The sequence below is a fragment of the Streptomyces sp. NPDC028305 genome (assembly GCF_055569495.1).
Map to the genome: position 1 here is coordinate 84,646 of NZ_JBVHTN010000003.1, position 14,649 is coordinate 99,294.

Annotated in this window: 14 protein-coding genes and 1 pseudogene; 3 read left to right on the forward strand and 12 right to left on the reverse strand. The window is 70.4% G+C overall.

The genetic code is table 11. The features are described 5' to 3' along the window. Nucleotides 1-26 precede the first annotated feature (26 nt). The 7 genes from ACZ4WQ_RS11730 to ACZ4WQ_RS11760 form a co-directional block, all read right to left on the reverse strand. A complete protein-coding gene (locus tag ACZ4WQ_RS11730) occupies nt 27-2,198 on the reverse strand; it encodes an ATP-binding protein (protein WP_398372612.1) in 2,172 nt (723 codons plus the stop codon). After that, entirely contained in the window at nt 2,195-2,845 is a 651-nt protein-coding gene (locus tag ACZ4WQ_RS11735; RefSeq protein ID WP_385342733.1) for a Pvc16 family protein, read from the reverse strand. Before ACZ4WQ_RS11735 ends, ACZ4WQ_RS11730 begins: the two co-directional genes overlap by 4 nt. Further along, nucleotides 2,842-3,495, reverse strand: coding sequence for a helix-turn-helix transcriptional regulator (locus ACZ4WQ_RS11740; protein ID WP_385342845.1), 654 nt, complete (start codon nt 3,493-3,495; stop codon nt 2,842-2,844). Before ACZ4WQ_RS11740 ends, ACZ4WQ_RS11735 begins: the two co-directional genes overlap by 4 nt. Further along, nucleotides 3,473-4,015, reverse strand: coding sequence for a YybH family protein (locus tag ACZ4WQ_RS11745; RefSeq protein WP_358843482.1), 543 nt, complete (start codon nt 4,013-4,015; stop codon nt 3,473-3,475). The genes ACZ4WQ_RS11740 and ACZ4WQ_RS11745 overlap by 23 nt, the downstream gene beginning before the upstream one ends. 130 nt (nt 4,016-4,145) lie before the next feature. Then, nucleotides 4,146-4,523: a Dabb family protein gene (locus ACZ4WQ_RS11750; protein WP_385342735.1), complete on the reverse strand. Its 378-nt coding sequence runs from the start codon at nt 4,521-4,523 to the stop codon at nt 4,146-4,148. A gap of 174 nt (nt 4,524-4,697) precedes the next feature. Next, nucleotides 4,698-7,409 (reverse strand): ATP-binding protein, encoded by a 2,712-nt coding sequence (locus ACZ4WQ_RS11755; protein ID WP_398372609.1) that lies wholly within the window; start codon nt 7,407-7,409, stop codon nt 4,698-4,700. 74 nt (nt 7,410-7,483) lie between these two features. Continuing rightward, the gene (locus ACZ4WQ_RS11760) at nt 7,484-8,161 is read right to left on the reverse strand and encodes a GOLPH3/VPS74 family protein (RefSeq protein WP_398372607.1); all 678 of its coding nucleotides are present in this window, start codon (nt 8,159-8,161) and stop codon (nt 7,484-7,486) included. Between the two features lie 118 nt (nt 8,162-8,279). Between ACZ4WQ_RS11760 and ACZ4WQ_RS11765 the strand changes: the two genes are divergently transcribed. Together ACZ4WQ_RS11765 and ACZ4WQ_RS11770 are read left to right on the forward strand one after the other, a co-directional pair. Then, nucleotides 8,280-8,780, forward strand: a complete 501-nt coding sequence (locus ACZ4WQ_RS11765; protein ID WP_398372605.1) for a hypothetical protein — start codon at nt 8,280-8,282, stop codon at nt 8,778-8,780. Further along, a complete protein-coding gene (locus tag ACZ4WQ_RS11770) occupies nt 8,777-9,130 on the forward strand; it encodes a transcriptional regulator (RefSeq protein WP_398372603.1) in 354 nt (117 codons plus the stop codon). The genes ACZ4WQ_RS11765 and ACZ4WQ_RS11770 overlap by 4 nt, the downstream gene beginning before the upstream one ends. 131 nt (nt 9,131-9,261) lie before the next feature. Here ACZ4WQ_RS11770 and ACZ4WQ_RS11775 read toward each other — a convergent pair whose 3' ends face one another. From ACZ4WQ_RS11775 to ACZ4WQ_RS11785, 3 genes are all read right to left on the reverse strand, one after another. Further along, a complete protein-coding gene (locus ACZ4WQ_RS11775; protein WP_398372601.1) occupies nt 9,262-10,095 on the reverse strand; it encodes a PIG-L family deacetylase in 834 nt (277 codons plus the stop codon). Nucleotides 10,096-10,255: 160 nt separating this feature from the next. Then, on the reverse strand, nt 10,256-11,488 hold the full coding sequence (locus ACZ4WQ_RS11780; protein ID WP_398373006.1) for a hypothetical protein: 1,233 nt from the start codon (nt 11,486-11,488) through the stop codon (nt 10,256-10,258). 53 nt (nt 11,489-11,541) lie between these two features. Then, nucleotides 11,542-12,801, reverse strand: a complete 1,260-nt coding sequence (locus tag ACZ4WQ_RS11785; RefSeq protein WP_358843489.1) for an MFS transporter — start codon at nt 12,799-12,801, stop codon at nt 11,542-11,544. A gap of 482 nt (nt 12,802-13,283) precedes the next feature. Between ACZ4WQ_RS11785 and ACZ4WQ_RS11790 the strand changes: the two are divergent. Beyond that, nucleotides 13,284-13,385: pseudogene (locus ACZ4WQ_RS11790) on the forward strand (integrase); the annotation flags it as partial. Here the strand turns inward: ACZ4WQ_RS11790 and ACZ4WQ_RS11795 are convergent. Together ACZ4WQ_RS11795 and ACZ4WQ_RS11800 are read right to left on the reverse strand one after the other, a co-directional pair. Continuing rightward, on the reverse strand, nt 13,386-13,595 hold the full coding sequence (locus ACZ4WQ_RS11795; RefSeq protein ID WP_361182109.1) for a hypothetical protein: 210 nt from the start codon (nt 13,593-13,595) through the stop codon (nt 13,386-13,388). A gap of 688 nt (nt 13,596-14,283) precedes the next feature. After that, entirely contained in the window at nt 14,284-14,640 is a 357-nt protein-coding gene (locus ACZ4WQ_RS11800) for a MerR family transcriptional regulator (protein ID WP_398372598.1), read from the reverse strand. Nucleotides 14,641-14,649: the final 9 nt, after the last annotated feature.

Below are 14,649 nucleotides of genomic sequence, written 5' to 3' on the forward strand. Positions count from 1 at the left end.
CGAGTCCGCCTGGTGCGGGCCGCCGCTCACCAGGACACCTCGTCCAGCACCAGGCGGCCCGCCTTCCGGTACTCCCGCCGGGCACCGGCCAGCAGATCGGCGCCGGTGACCGGCTCGCCGCGGTCGGCCGCCGCGTAGGCGGCGGTCACCACCGCGCTGCGGATGGAGCCGCCCGCCAGCTCGAACTCGCGGGCGCACGGGCCCGGGTCGATGCCCTCCTCGCACGGCACATGGACCAGGATCCGCCGCCACAGGGCCAGCCGCTGCCCGGCGTCGGGGAAGGGGAAGTCCACCACCAGGTCGAGCCGGCGGGTGAAGGCATCGTCGATGTTGGCCCGCAGATTGGTGGTGAGCAGGGCGATGCCGTCGAACGCCTCCAGCCGCTGGAGCAGATACGCGCTCTCCATGTTGGCGTAGCGGTCGTGGGAGTCCTTGACCTCGGAGCGCTTGCCGAAGACCGCGTCGGCCTCGTCGAAGAGGAGCACGGCATCGGTGCGGTCGGCCTCGGTGAAGATGCGCTCCAGGTTCTTCTCGGTCTCCCCGACGTACTTGTCGACGATCGAGGAGAGCTGCACCACGTACAGGTCCAGTCCCAGATCGGCGGCGACCACCTCGGCGGAGAGGGTCTTGCCGGTGCCGGACTCCCCGGCGAACAGTGCCAGGACGCCGTGTCCCCGCCCGCCGCCCGCGCTCAGCCGCCACTCCCCGAGCACCCGGTCGCGGTGGCGGGCGCGCCGGGCCAGCTCGCGGAGCTGGTCGAGCGGCTCGTCGGGCAGCACCAGGTCGTCCCAGCCGACGGCCGGCCGGATCCGGCGGGCGTGTTGCTCCAGCCCGGAGGCGGAGAGCTGACGCGCCGCGCGCTTCAGATGGACGGCGGCCAGGGGGGTGCCCTCCAACGCCGCCAGCGCGAGCGCGGACCGCGCGGCCCGGTGGATCCGCTCACCGCCGACACGGTACGGGGCGACGGTCGCCGCCAGATCGAACCCGGGGTCGTCCGCCGGGTCGATGCCGAGCGCGGCCGACCACACCTCCACCCCGCCCGAGGGCAGCCGTTCGACGTCCAGCACCAGCGGGTCACGGTCGGACCACTGCGGATCGTAGGGCCGCGCTCCGGTGAACAGCACCGGTACGTCGCGTACGGACAGCGCCCGGATCAAGGGTCCGGGCCGTCCCGGCAGTTCGGAGACGACGATCCCGCAGCCGCGCAGCCGCGCCTCGCGCAGCAGTTCCCGCACCGGGCCGTGAGGAGCGGCGCCATGACGCTCAGCGGCGTGGGCGGCATGGTCGCCGTGCCCGGCGCCGCCCTCGCCGCCCGGCTCGTGTCCGTCCGTGTGCCCCACGGGGACGGGGGTGTAGTGCAGCGCACCGTATCCGGCGGCCCGCAGGGCGGTGGCCGCGCACAGCAGGCCCTCGCCCTCCCGGTGTTCGCGCAGGTAGACGGTGAGGGGCGCGGCGTCGAGGTGCTCGGCGAGCCGGTGGGCCAGTGGACCGCCGTCGCCCGCGTCCGCCCCGGCGGGCGAGGCCGGCAGCGGGCGGAGGTGTCCGTCGAGCGCGGCGTCCGGCGCCTCGTCGCCCAGCAGATGGGCGGCCAACCGGTCCGGAACGCGCAACGAGCGGCTGAGGAAGGGCCGTTCGGGCTCCTCGACAATCAGCAGGCCGAGCGCGGACAGGGGCGCCGTGGGGTGGAACCGGTCACGGGCGGCGGCATGCGTCGCGGGCAGCCCGCAGACGTCGAGCACCAGCCCGATGGTGGCCCGCCGGCGGCTGACGTCGTCGTTGAGGTAGCCGTAGAGCGGCTCGAATCCGCGGTCGAGGTCGGGGGCGAGCGCGATGAGGAGGGCGGCGGTGTCCAGCTCGGTCAGGCCCAGGCGCTGGGCGAGCCGGGGCAGGCGGTCGTCTGCCCGCGGTGGCTCACCGGCCGGCGAGGGCCCTTCGGTGGGCTCCGGGCTCCCGTCGTCCGCCAGGGGCGGCGGGTCGCCGTCGCCGGGCCGTCGCAGATGGTGGCGTATGGCCTCATCGGACAGGTAGAGGCCGCGCAGCGGGTCGGCCGCGGTGGGGTCGCCGGCTCTGCGCCGTTCGACGAGGGCGGTGATCCGCGTCCGCAGCACGGCGAGCCGGGCGACCACCGCGCTCGCCGGGTCGCCGGCGCGGCGGCGGGGTGAGGGGACATCGGACGCGGGCGTCGGGCTGTCGGTCACCGGAGGCGTGCTCCCTCGGCCACCCGGGTGAGGTGGCGCGGCTGGTGTGTCCGGCCGTCATCCTCCAGAGGGCCGTCCAGTTCGCGGACGCGTACCAGAGCGCCTTCGGTGACGGGCGGTCCGGCGTCGTAGTCGGGGTAGGACGGGAACGGCACGGTGATCACGAGGTCGATCGACGGTTTGAGCATGCCGCCGAGCGCGGACCAGATCTCGGCCAGCGAACGGGACTCGGCCTGCACCCCGGCGACCGTGAGCGGCACGCTCAGGCCGAGCCCGGCGAGGGGTTCCGGAAGGCCGCTCGGCGGCAGCACCTCCTGGGGCATCAGGGTGGCCAGCGCGGCCGACAGCAGCCTGTGCTCGTCCTCGGGCCGTTTGGCCCAGGCGGTGAGCAGGTACGACAGCCGGAACCAGCGCGGGGCGCGGCGCCGGCTCACGGTGATGCCCCGCTCGTCGCGGACGGGGGCCATGCCGCGTTCGCGACGCTTGACGTCCTCGCGTATGTCGTACAGATAGCAGTCCAATACCGGCGCATTGCGCCGGGCGGCCCATTCGCCGGTCGGGGCGTCGAAGACGATGTCGATGTCGCTTCCGGTCAGCGCGCCGCCTTGAAGCAGTTTCCGCAACAGCCCGTCGACTTCGTGAATCACGAGATGTACCCCTCACGCAGTGCGTACGCCACGGCATGCGCGCGATTGCGCAGATTCAGCCGTGTGGTGAGTCCTTGCATGATGTTCTTGATGGTTCGTTCCGAATAGGACAGCTTCTCGGCGATCTCATTGGTGTCCATTCCTTCCGAGACCAGCCGCAGGACGTTGATCTCGCGCGGGGTGAGATGACTGGTCTGGGCCGCGGGGTTGGCCACCGCTCCCGGACGTAACATGCTGACCTGGTTCATCAGCCGGCCCAGCAGATCGGAGGGCAGGTCGCCGTCGCCGTGGAAGGCCGCGGTCACCGCCCGCAGCAGTCGGCTGCTGGTGGCCTCGTGCCGCCAGACGATGGCGCCGACACCGCTTTCGATGACGTCCAGCAACTCGGCCTCACGGATCAGGCTGATCACCAGGACGGAGCGCAGGCCCTCGCTGCGGACCAGTCTGCGTAATCGGGACAGCAATGCCTGGTCGAGTGATTCGGCGAGGAGCAGGGCCACGCCGTCGTCATGAGGGGTGGCCTCGTCGACGAGGTCGACCTCCGGGTGCCGCCGGAGCTGGCTGATCGCGCCTTCCCGTAGGATCGGATCCGGCGCGTGGACCACCACGGGAATCTTTTTCTGCCGTTCAGCCGGCGCGGCGCGAACCATTCTCGCCAATTCCCCGTTTTCCACCGACCCGACCAGGGAAATGCTTTGGTGCAGCATGTGAACTCTCCTTTGCGGAACCGTTTACGGGCTCCCCCGCGGGCAGAACCTTGGTCGAGTTGTGTTCGCGGACAATCCGCCAGCCGTCCGGCGTTCGTCGCCAGACCAGCGAGGTCGTGGTGCGAATGTCCGTGGTGACGTCGGGCATCGTGATCCGCGCTACGAATGTCAGGGTGGACGCGGCCAGATCGTGGCCGGCGATGACGTGCGGGCCGTCGTCGACGGCATGATGCGCGGAAACCATCTTGTGAAAGTTGGGCTCCCAAATCGAGCCGTACCCGGCAGCTGTCGTCGCCACACGCTGCTCGGGGTCGAAGTCGTCGTAGAGCCGGACGTCCGGAGAGCTGAAGTCGTAGAACTCGCCGAAGGTGCGCCGGAAGTCGAATGGCGCGTCCCCCTCATTGCGCTCCCAACCGAACACCCAGCGGCTGTGCAGGTCCGCGATCAATTGTTCATCGTTCATAACTCGACGCTAAGGCCGTGGGCGAGGTTCAGGGAGGGTCCGTCGCACCCCCCATCCGTAGGGACAGCCGTGACATCCGACAACACCTGCGGCTGGGGGTGCCTGCGGGCCGAAAGGCGGGTCCCGGGGACTAAGGCAGCTTGCTCAGCAGCGCGGCCAGCTCGGGGTCGCTTTCGTACCGTCGCCGGTGCAGTTCGGCGATCTTCGCGCCCATCTGCGGGTCGTCATCGTCGGTGATGTCGTACGAGTCATACTTCTCGACCAGCGGCATACCGACCCGGTCGGTGTGCGCGTGCGCCGGATGCGTCAGATACTCCCAGTAGCTGTCGAGGTCCTCGATGACGAACACGGCGCCACAGTCGAATTCGCCTCCGAAGTCGCGGCCGACGACGAACGACTTCACCGCCGGGATGACCCGGCCCTGGTTGCGCATGCTCTCCAGCGCCTCTTCAATCTGCTCCTGCGTCACGCCCGCCCTGGCCTTCAGCCGGATGCTGTGGTAGATCATCGTGCTCCCTTTCACAGGTGGCGAATTCATAGGTGGCGAAACGTATGCCGCCGACACGGTGCAGAGCAGGAGCGCCGCACCTGAGCCGACTATGAACTGGCCTGGTGTCCCGTCACATCGGCACGAGTTGCCTATTCGACGGCGCCGGCACGTAGGCACGTGCACGATCCCCTCTCACCGGCTGTCGGGCCTGTCCTTGATGACGAGGTCGGGGTGATCTTTGAGCTGCCTGCGTGAGTTGATGCCGAGCTTGCGGAAGATGTTGCGCAGGTGAGCGTCAACGGTGCGTTTGCTGATGTAGAGCTGGACGGCGACCTCGTTCGAGGTGGCGCCCGAGGCCACCAGGCGGGCGACGGCAACCTCCTGCATGGTCAGCTTCTCGTACGTCTGCCCGGACCGGGCCTGGACCTTCTCGCCGGTGGCGCGCAGCTCGCCGGCGGCCCGCCGGGCAAAGGCATCCGCCCCCGCCCTGGACAGCAGTTCGTGGGCGGTGCGCAGGTGCTCGCGGCAGTCACGCCGACGGCCTTCGCGCCGCAGCCATTCGCCGTACAGGAGGTGCGCCCGGGCCAGGTAGGGAAGCAGCGGGCCCTCGGTGAGCAGGTCGATTGCTTCCCGGTAGTGATCCTCGACGCCGGTCACAAGTCCTCGTGAGTAGGCCGCGATTCCCCGGCCGGCGACGGTTCCGCCGGCCTGTGTGCGCTCGGTGAGGGAGTCCACTGCCTGCGCCGCGGTGATGTGGTCGCCGCAACGGACCGCGGCCTCGACCAGTTCCGGCAGGGCCGCTCCGGTGAGGAACAGATCACCGTGCTCGGTGGCCTTGCGAGCCGCGGCCAGCGCGGCCGGGTAGTCGGCCAGCCCGTTGTTGAGCATGGCTGTTGTCCAGTGCAGGTTCGTGACCTGTCCCGGACCTCCGGCGACCGGTGCCGCGGCGGCTGCCTCGCGCAGCTGGAGAACCTCGTCGCGGCGGCCGCGCAGCGCGGCGAGATGCAGCCGGTGATGGAGCAGCGGGGGTGCGCCGGTCGCGTCGGCGATCGCTGCCTCCTCCGCGGTGGCCGCGATCGCCTGCCCGATGTCACCGATCAGGGTGGCGTCGACCGCCTTCTGCGCGAGGCCGAGCCTGAGCAGCAGCGGCGAGCCCGAAGCCCGGCCCGCCTTCACCAGCCATGCGGCGATGGCGGCATGGGTGTCCGGGTCCCACAGCTCGATCGCGATCATCGTGGCGAGCGCGGGACGCCGCGTCCAGAACGCGTCGCCGATGTCGTAGAGGGCGTGGCGAAGCAGCGGAACCGCGGCTTCGTACCCGTCGGTGGCGAGCACCATCAAGGCGTCAAGGGCGTCCGGCGAGCCCGGTGGCGGCGCCGTGGACCGGGCCGCGGTGAGAACCCGGTCGATGACGACACCACCGCGGCCGACGGACAGGCTCATCTCGACGGCGTCGAGGAAACAGTCACGTGCCCGGTCCGGATCCAGACTCGCCAGCCGCCCAGCGGCGCGCACCATCAGCATCGGTCCGGAGCCGTCGCCGTGCCGGGTGAAGGCGATGCGGCCCTGGAGCAGGCCGACGTCCGCCTGCTGGAACTCGTCCAGTGTGGTGGTCTCCAGGGTCGCGAGCAGGTTGGCCGCCTTGCCGGGCGCCCCCGCGTCGAAGCCGGCCTGGGCGGCGTGCAGAGTTCGTCCGATCCGGCGTGCGGGATCCAGCGACAGCGCCACCGAGCGCTCGAGGAAGGCCGCCGCGGCCGCCACGCCCCCGCGCGCCTGGGCACGCGTCGCGCACCGCTCCAACTCGTCGGCGACGTCGTCGTCGGGGCCAGGGCTGGCTTGGGCGCGGTGCCAGGCCCGGCGGTCCGGCGCCATGACCGGGTCGGTAACGGACGCCAGAGCGGCGTGCACCGTGCGGCGTTGGCCGGCGTCGGCGGCTCGGTAGACCGCCGAACGCGCCAACGGGTGGCAGAAGCGGATGCGGGTACCGAACTCGACCAGTCCCGTCGCGTCCGCCTCCGCGCCGGCCGGTGTCACATCGAGGTTCAGTTGACGCGCGGCCGGCCAGAGCAGGCCGGGGTCACCGGTCGGGTCGGCGCTCGCCACGGTCAGCAGAAGCCTGGCCTCGGCGGACAGACCGGCCAGCCTGGCTCGGAAGCCGTACTCGATCCGGGTCGGCACCGAGGACATGTCAGGCGGGACGAAGCCACCGGCACGGTCCAGCTCCAGCAGCGCCAGCGGGTTCCCCTGGGCCTCGGCGACGAGCCGCTCCCGGACCTGGTCATCGAGGGGGAACGGGCTTCGCTTCGCCAGCAGAACCTTGGCGTCCTCGTCACTCAGACCACGGACGGCCAGCTTCGGCAGCTCGCCGAGTCCGGTCGCCGTGTCCGTTGACCGCGCTGCGAAGATCATCGCCACCGGGTCGGCGGCGACCCGGCGAGCGAGGAAGACCATCGCCCTCGCGGACGCGCTGTCAACCCACTGCGCGTCATCGATCAAGCACAGCAGGGGCCGCTCCCGGGCCGCCGCCGTTACCAGTCCCAGGGCCGCCAGACCGATGCGGAACGGGTCGGGTGTGCCCTCGGCCAACCCGAAGGCCACCTGAAGGGCGTCACGATGCCGGCCGGGCAGCTCGGTGAGGTGCTTCAGCATCGGCACACACAGTTGGTGCAGCGCGGAGTACGGCAGTTCCTGCTCGAACTCCGACCCGGACGCCCGGACCGCCCGGAACCCGGGCGCCGCGTTGTGGGCGTGGTCCAGCAGGGCACTCTTGCCGATGCCCGCCTCGCCCTCCAGCACCAGCGCGCCGCCCTGTCCCGTAAGCGCAGCGCGGGTCAGTTCGTCGACGCGTTGCTGTAACTCGTGTCTGCCGACGAGCGGATCGGCCGGGAGCGAAGGAGTCCGCATAACGCGAACGGTAAGTGATCGCCGCTTACTGGGCACAGGCCCTCTCAGGAGTGCAACCAACGTCTCAGACCTGCTCAGTTGGTGACGGCGGCCGCGGTCACCACAGCTCCCGCGGTGGTCGCCGCGAGGGTCCGTATCACCCCGGTGTTCACCGCTTCGGCGCCCCAGCTGGCCTGTTCCAGCCGCTTCGCGCGCTTGTGGACCGCGCCCGACCAGGGGATGACGCGGTGCAGGCTCGGCAGCGTGCCGCTCGCGGAGAGCAGTCCGATCACCGCCGCCGTACGGGTATCGGGCTCCGCGCCGTCCACCAGCGCCGCGCGCACCCGCTCGACGAGGGCCTCCTTGTGCCGGGTGTCCGCGGCCCGCGTGGCCGTCGTCCGGAACACGCCCAGCGTCCTCTTGCTCTCCCGGCGCAGTAAACCCCGCTCGACGAGCCGGTCCAGCACGGTCTCGCGAAGCCCGGTGCCGATCTGGATGAGGAGGGTCTGTACGCCCCGCGCTCGCTCGGCGACCTTCTCGTTGGCGGCCTGGAGCAGGGGGTCGGGCAGCGGCTCACCGGCAACGGCGTGCACCCGCAGCCCGTTCAGCCCCTTGTCCTGCTCGTCGAGCCTGACGCGGCCGGCTTGGGCGAGCTCGACCAGCACCGCGCCGCCCAGGGTGTAGTACAGGGTGCCGGCCCCCGCGATCGCCCCCGACGAGTCGTCGAACATCAGCAGCATCAGGTCTTCGACGATGAGCAGGTCCTTCTGCATGAGCCCTCTTCCCGTTTCCACCGGTGCCGGCACCGACCGACCACCGACTTGCCTGCGAGGAAAGCCAAGGATAACTTTCCTCCTGGGAAAGTAAAGTGAGGGCAGGAGGGCACGGGTCATGAGCACGCCGGTAGATGCCGAACAGGCATGGAGCGATCTACAGCGCATCCGAGTGCCGCAGGAGCGGGTGTACGACGAGGTCGAGCGGTCCGCTGCGGGCGGCTCGGGCACCACCTGGGCCACGGCCGCGCTCATGTGGCTCTTCCTGGCCGGTCTGGGCCTGGACCTGCCCGGGTGGGGCGTATGGCTGGTCCTCGCCGCGTACATCGCGCTGATGAGCGTGCTGGCCCTGCTCCACAACCGCCGCGGCCGGGTGCGCCTGCACCACACCCGGTGCACCCGGCGGATGTTGGGCACCTTCGCCGCGGGGGCGGTGGTGACCGGCGGGACGGCCCTGCTGTCCGGCCGTCTGGTCGATTCGCTGGAGCCGATGTCCGCCAGTCTGATCCAGGCCACCATCTCGGCCGGGGTGTTCGTGCTGTTCGTCGCGCCGACGAACCGCTGGGCGGCCGGGTCGGCGCGGAGCCGCACCGCACGGCCGGCAGGCGCGGGCCGATGAGCATTCCCGCCGGCTTCGACGAGCTGATCCATCCCGCCACCCGGCTGTCGGTGGTCGCGCTGCTCGCCGCAACGGAATGGGCGGACTTCGCGTTCGTCCGCGACAGCCTCTCGCTCAGCGACTCCGCGCTCTCCAAGCAGCTGCACACCCTGGAGGAGGCCGGATATCTGGAGCTCCACAAGGTGGGCGGCGGCCGCAAGCGGCGCACCAGGGTACGGCTGACGGCCCGCGGCCGCACCGCCTTCGAGGGGCACGTCGCGGCGCTCCGGGCGATCGTCGAGGGCGCCGGTCCCCCGGCGGCGACCGAAACACCACCACAACAGCGACACGAGTCGGGGGCGGGACGATGACGCCGAAGCACACACCCGCGGTGTCGAACGTTCCCGCTCAACGGCCCTGCCCGGGTGAGCGGGGGGGACCGGCGTCCTCGTAACCGCCACGCGACCGAGCAGGGCCACTGATGATCAAGGGGGCGGGCGGATCAGCGCAGTCCGGCGAACAGGTCGTTCTCGGGCACGGCCGCGCCGGTGGTGTCCTGGACACGTACGAAGGTCTCGACGCCCATCAACTCGGTGAACCTCTCCTGGCCCATCGCGAGGAAGAAGATGTTCTCGCCCTGGCTGGCGTGCGCGGCCAGCGCATCGAACTTCTGGCCGCCGAACGCGGTGGTGTCCACCCAGGTGGTGATCTCCTCGTCGGGGAGTCCGATCTCGGCCATCGCGGCGGCCTCAGCGGGATCCGGCTCCTGCCAGTCCGCCCCGAACTCGCGCATGACCTCCCCGAACCGCTGCATCATCGAGCGGGGCGCCGTCGTCCAGTACACCTTTGGTGTCAGCCCGGTCATCGCCAGCGCCGCCATCGTGATGCGGTTGGCCTGGATGTGGTCGGGGTGGCCATAGAAGCCGTTCTCGTCGTAGGTGACGACCACATCGGGCTCGTAGCGCCTCAGGAGTTCCGCGAGTCGGGCAGCGGACTCCACCACGGGTGTCTGCCAGAAGGAGCCTGGGGCGTCATTGGCCGGCCAGCCCATCATCCCGGAGTCGGCGTAGTCCAGCGTCTCCAGATGACTGACCTTCAGGATTTCGCAGCTCGCCTCGAGTTCCTGACGCCGCATCAAGGCGACGGCCGCCGGATCGTGTCCGGGATCGCCCGGCTTGACACCCCCCGGTCCGTCACCGCAACCGCCGTCGGTGCACGTCACGAGGACCGTGCGAATGCCCTCCGCCGCGTACCGCGCGAGGACACCTCCTGTTCCGGTGGCCTCATCGTCGGGGTGGGCGTGTACCGCCATGAGCGTCAAGGGCAAGTCATTCATGAATCAGTCCTCCTGTGTGAAACGGCCTCGGTACGGTCCCCCTTCAATATCGGATATCGGATGACCGGGCGTACCGCGAACCCGAGGGTGAAGGGTGTCGATAACGAGTACATGCCGGCGCGTGCGGGTGCGGGTCGTGGAAGCCGACCCCACGCGGGGCTCACCTGGTGTAGATGCCCTGGTGCTCCCAGGCTCGCAGGGTCTCGTAGTCGTGTATCAGTTCCGTGAGGTTCGAGGCGGCGAAGTAGGCGTAGCCCGGAGACGTCAGAAGGTCGGTGGTCGGCTCCAGGAGCGTGCCCGGGTCGGCGGCCGGGGTGGCGAACACGACGCTCGGCAGTTCCGAGATCTTGGTGAGGGCCTCGGCGCTGACGCGTCCTCGGTGGTGGTTGATGAACTCCACGCAGCGAAGCCACCGGCCGCCGGAGACCTCGGCGGCACCGTGGCTGCCCAGCGACTGCGGATCGGTCACGGCGGCGACGGCCAGTGATGTCTGGGACAAGCCCAGGTAGGTGTCCACCACGTCGGGTGCGGTGGCTCCGCCCAGGCGGGCGCCCGTCTCGATCAGTACGGGGCCCTCGGGGGTGAGCATGACCTCGGTGTGCGCCGGTGTTTCGGCGATGCCGAGAGCGTCCAGCACCTCCCCTGCGAAGGCCGTCAGCACCTGTCCTTCGGCACTGGCAGGTGCGACGGGCTCCTCGAAGTCGTAGATGGGCGTGGCCGCCGGGCCGACCCGCTTGGTGTAGCGCCAGATCTCCGCCGTGTGATGGATGCCGGCCGCCGAGACCGTGTTGATGTAGTACTCGGTGCCGTGCACGCGTTGTTGGACGAGCACGACGCGGTTGGGCTCGCCGAAGGCGTTGGGCGCGCTGAGGACGGCGTGGCCGGCTCGGGCGGCTTCCTCCGGCGAACCGCAGAACGTGACCCCGTCGGTGCCGGCGCTGGCGAGGGGTTTGACGACGGCTTCGGCCAGCCCGGATGCGGCGAACCAGTCTGCTGCGGCGCGGGCGGATCGCACCACGGTGCTGTGCGGAGTCGCCAGGCCCGCGGCACGGACGGCCTCGGCCATGAGTGCCTTGTCCCGACGTGCGTGCAGCAGTTCGGGCACGTTCGTCGGCAGGCCCAGCGCGTGCGAGAGCGTCTCCGCCAGGAGGACGCCGGACTCCGTGCCGGCCAGAACGCGGGAGACGCCATGGCGGCGGAGCTGCTCCGCCACGCCCGTCACCTCCTCGGTGAAGCCCAGGTCGAGCACGTAGTCCTCCGGGCGGAACGCCCGGAGGAAGAAGGGCTGGACGTCCGGGCGGCTTTGCACGTGGACGCACGCGACGCCCGCTCCGGCAAGACGCCGGGCCAGGGCGGCCCCGGTCGAGTACCCGTCGACGATCGCGATCTTCATGTGGTTGTTCCTCTCACAGCGGGGAAGCGGCGCGGCATCGCGATACCGCGTGGTCAGTGCTGGGCCTGGACGGGCTCGGCGGCGGGGCGGGGCGGGGCTGACGTACGCAGGGAGCGGGACAGCGGCACGCACGCGAGGGCGGCGAGAGCTGCACTGGCTGCCAGCAGGCCCGCGACCAGTGGGCGGCCACCGGTGTTGAGGGCGAAGGCGATGCCGAGCGGGGTGAGCGAGGCAATGGCGCCGGCTCCGCTCAGTGCCGCCTGATAGCGGCCGATCGCGCCGGGCGGAGCGGCCGTCGCGAGGTAGGCACCGATCGCGACGCTGTAGCAGACCTCTCCGGGCACCATGGCCACGGCCGCCGTGGAGTAGCCGAGGGTGGTGTGCTGGAGGGCCGCCAGCCCCATGGCGGCACCCAGGATCAGGCTCCCCACCGCGAGCACCGGAGCGACGGAGTAGCGGACGCGGTCGTCCCGGCCGACCAGAAAACGGGTCAGAGGCGGGCTGAGCACCAGGACGGCGACGGTGTTGGCGATCATGGCGGTGCCGTACGCGGACGGGGGAAGGCCGTCCGCGTTCATCACCAGAGGGAGCACGCTGACCAGGCCGTAGGCACACACCATCGCGCCGATCGCGGCGGCGACCATCCACCGCAGGGGGGTGTCGGCCAGCATCTGCGCGTAGAAGCGGTGTTCTCGTCCGGCCCGGACCGGGGACGGGCGGCCGGACAGCACTCGGCGTGCGAGCACGGCTGCCGCCACGCAGGCGACACCGTTGGCGACAAACAGCGCCCGGTAACCGTGCTGGTGGGCGAAGTAGCCTCCCACACCACCGCTGAGGGAGACACCCACGTTCGATACCCAGTACAACCAGCCCTGGGCGCGGGTGCGAGCGCCCTCGCTCGTCACCCGGTCGTTGATCTCCGCGGACAGGGCGGGCCGCGATACATCCATGGTGCATCCGAGGCAGAACGCAAGCAGCAGCAGCGACGGCAACGTGTCGGCGGCGGCGAGGCCGGCGCAGACAACGGCGGCCAGCAGCAGGCCGATCGAACACGCCGTCCGAGCTCCCAGCCGGTCGGTCACCGCACCGCTGGCCAGTTGCCCGACGCACCAGCCGACGCCGAACACCGTCAGTGCGGCACCGGCCGCCGTCGTCCCGTGGGCGTCGCCGATGTAGTAGCCCAGGAAGTCGTAGGCGAACCCGCATGCCTTGATGAGGAGGGTGGTGCCCAGGAGCGTGGTGATGACAGTGCGGGCGGACGGTGCGGAGGGACGGGCACGTATGAGCGCGGGGTGCGAGGCGGGGACCGTCATGTCGAAATGCCTGCCTGGTGATGGTGGTGTATTGCCTGGTGAGGTTGGGGACGCGGCCGGTGGGTCGCTGGCCCTTCAGCGCGGTGTGTCCACGATGGTGATCGTATGTATGCAGATGGCCGACAAGCCTCCGCATTCCCACGACTAGTCGTCCCGAGCGCGAACAATCCGCCCAGCCGGGAGATGATGCCGGGTCGTGGCGATGCGTCTGATCTGTCTACTCGGGTGTCAGACCACCCGATGGCTCGCACTGCCGGCCCGGTCAAGCGCGGCGAAAGACATGGAGAGCTTGGTGCCACGACACCAACTTGCCGCCGTACAGCGCATCCCACGGCGGACCTGGCACAAGGAGTCAGGCCGGCACAGCCTGCTCGTCCGGCTGCGCGCAGGGGACCCGTTCTTCATCCCGAACGGCGTCATTCACAACGCCGGCGGTGCGGGACGAACACCACCTGAGCACCGCCCTCGCGTGCGCCGATTATCCGCACACCGTGCAGACCCGGGCTCTGCACGCCTACCTGCGCCGGCGCAGCGCCAACGCCCGCCACCACGACGTCCTGGCCACCCAACGCAAGGAACGTGCCTTAACTTTCCCGGCCGTCGTCGACCACCTCCACCCGCGGTGTTCGCAGGTTTCTCGGGTCGACGCGCAGCGCGCGGCGGTCCGTGTTCCGCATCGCGACGAGGCGCACGCGGTCGGTCGCGTCGGTGAGGTCCCACATCCCCCACTTCTCCCCCATGACCCAGCTCGTGCCGTCCTCGGCCCGCAGGGCATACGCCGTCCAGCACCCCATGCCAGCACGATAGGGGAATGGGCAGGCTGTACCTCCACCAAACGAATACCAAATGAGACGGGCCTCTTACGCCGCAATCGGCTGGTCACCCCTGGCACACTGCTGGCCTGGCACCGCCGCTTGGTGCGCTGGAAACGGCGAGGGGCGCAGAGAGGAGCTGGCCCAATCCTGGGGACGAAAACAAACTGTCAGTTCTCCGCTGTCGGGCGCCTGTTCAAGAACTGTTTCACCGCCTCGATCGCTTCTCTGTTGAGTTCCTCGAAGGAGACGCCCCAGCTCTTCTCCCAGCCGTCTAAGTTGTGCGCGCAGTGCACAAGTGGTTCCAGCTCTTCGGGGTAGCCGAGGTCGCGGACAGAAGAGTAGCGCGCGGTCGAATTCGCCGATGGCCGCGGGGTCGGCCAGGAGCGGGTTCGGGCCGCCCCGACGACGTCGCGCGCACCGTACTGTTCGCCGCGAGTGACCTGGCCTCCTGAACGACGGCCGTCGGCCGTCGGCCGGACCAGCACGTCCGGCCGGCGGCCCGCGCTCCCGGATACAGCGACCTCCGGCATTGCCGCCTGCCCGGGCCTCAGATCATCGCCGATACGGCCACAGGCCGCACAGAACATACCCGGCGACCCGGCCGCAGATCCGGCACCCCCCAACGCCCGCCCGCCACCCGACCAGGGCTGCACCGCCGGCGCCGGACTCAGCCGCGCGCCCCGGCGATGACGTCGTCCAGCACCTCGCGCGTGTACCGCAGACCCTCGATGGAGCGGTCGATCCGGGCCCGCTCGGTCTCCAGCTGCTCGACCAGCCAAGGCGTTGCCGTCTCGGCCGGGCCGCCGTCGTGGTCGCGCATGCAGGGCAGGATGCTCGCGATCTTGTCACCGCTCAGCCCCGCGGCGAGCAACTGCTGGATAAGGACGACACGGTCGAAGGCAACCTCCGCATACACCCGGTGACCTCCGGAGGTGCGCTCCGAGGCGAGCATGCCCTTCTGCTCGTAGTACCGCAGGGAACGGACGCTGACGCCCGTGCGGAGGGACAGATCACCGATCTTCATGAGCACCTC

What these genes read in the sequence shown, in the direction of transcription:
- ACZ4WQ_RS11740 (WP_385342845.1), bottom strand. Translation starts at nt 3,495, where the DNA reads ATGGTTCGCGCCGCGCCGGCTGAACGGCAGAAAAAGATTCCCGTGGTG.
- ACZ4WQ_RS11745 (WP_358843482.1), bottom strand. Translation starts at nt 4,015, where the DNA reads ATGAACGATGAACAATTGATCGCGGACCTGCACAGCCGCTGGGTGTTC.
- ACZ4WQ_RS11750 (WP_385342735.1), bottom strand. Translation starts at nt 4,523, where the DNA reads ATGATCTACCACAGCATCCGGCTGAAGGCCAGGGCGGGCGTGACGCAG.
- ACZ4WQ_RS11755 (WP_398372609.1), bottom strand. Translation starts at nt 7,409, where the DNA reads ATGCGGACTCCTTCGCTCCCGGCCGATCCGCTCGTCGGCAGACACGAG.
- ACZ4WQ_RS11760 (WP_398372607.1), bottom strand. Translation starts at nt 8,161, where the DNA reads ATGCAGAAGGACCTGCTCATCGTCGAAGACCTGATGCTGCTGATGTTC.
- ACZ4WQ_RS11765 (WP_398372605.1), top strand. Translation starts at nt 8,280, where the DNA reads ATGAGCACGCCGGTAGATGCCGAACAGGCATGGAGCGATCTACAGCGC.
- ACZ4WQ_RS11770 (WP_398372603.1), top strand. Translation starts at nt 8,777, where the DNA reads ATGAGCATTCCCGCCGGCTTCGACGAGCTGATCCATCCCGCCACCCGG.
- ACZ4WQ_RS11775 (WP_398372601.1), bottom strand. Translation starts at nt 10,095, where the DNA reads ATGAATGACTTGCCCTTGACGCTCATGGCGGTACACGCCCACCCCGAC.
- ACZ4WQ_RS11780 (WP_398373006.1), bottom strand. Translation starts at nt 11,488, where the DNA reads ATGAAGATCGCGATCGTCGACGGGTACTCGACCGGGGCCGCCCTGGCC.
- ACZ4WQ_RS11785 (WP_358843489.1), bottom strand. Translation starts at nt 12,801, where the DNA reads ATGACGGTCCCCGCCTCGCACCCCGCGCTCATACGTGCCCGTCCCTCC.
- ACZ4WQ_RS11795 (WP_361182109.1), bottom strand. Translation starts at nt 13,595, where the DNA reads ATGGGGTGCTGGACGGCGTATGCCCTGCGGGCCGAGGACGGCACGAGC.
- ACZ4WQ_RS11800 (WP_398372598.1), bottom strand. Translation starts at nt 14,640, where the DNA reads ATGAAGATCGGTGATCTGTCCCTCCGCACGGGCGTCAGCGTCCGTTCC.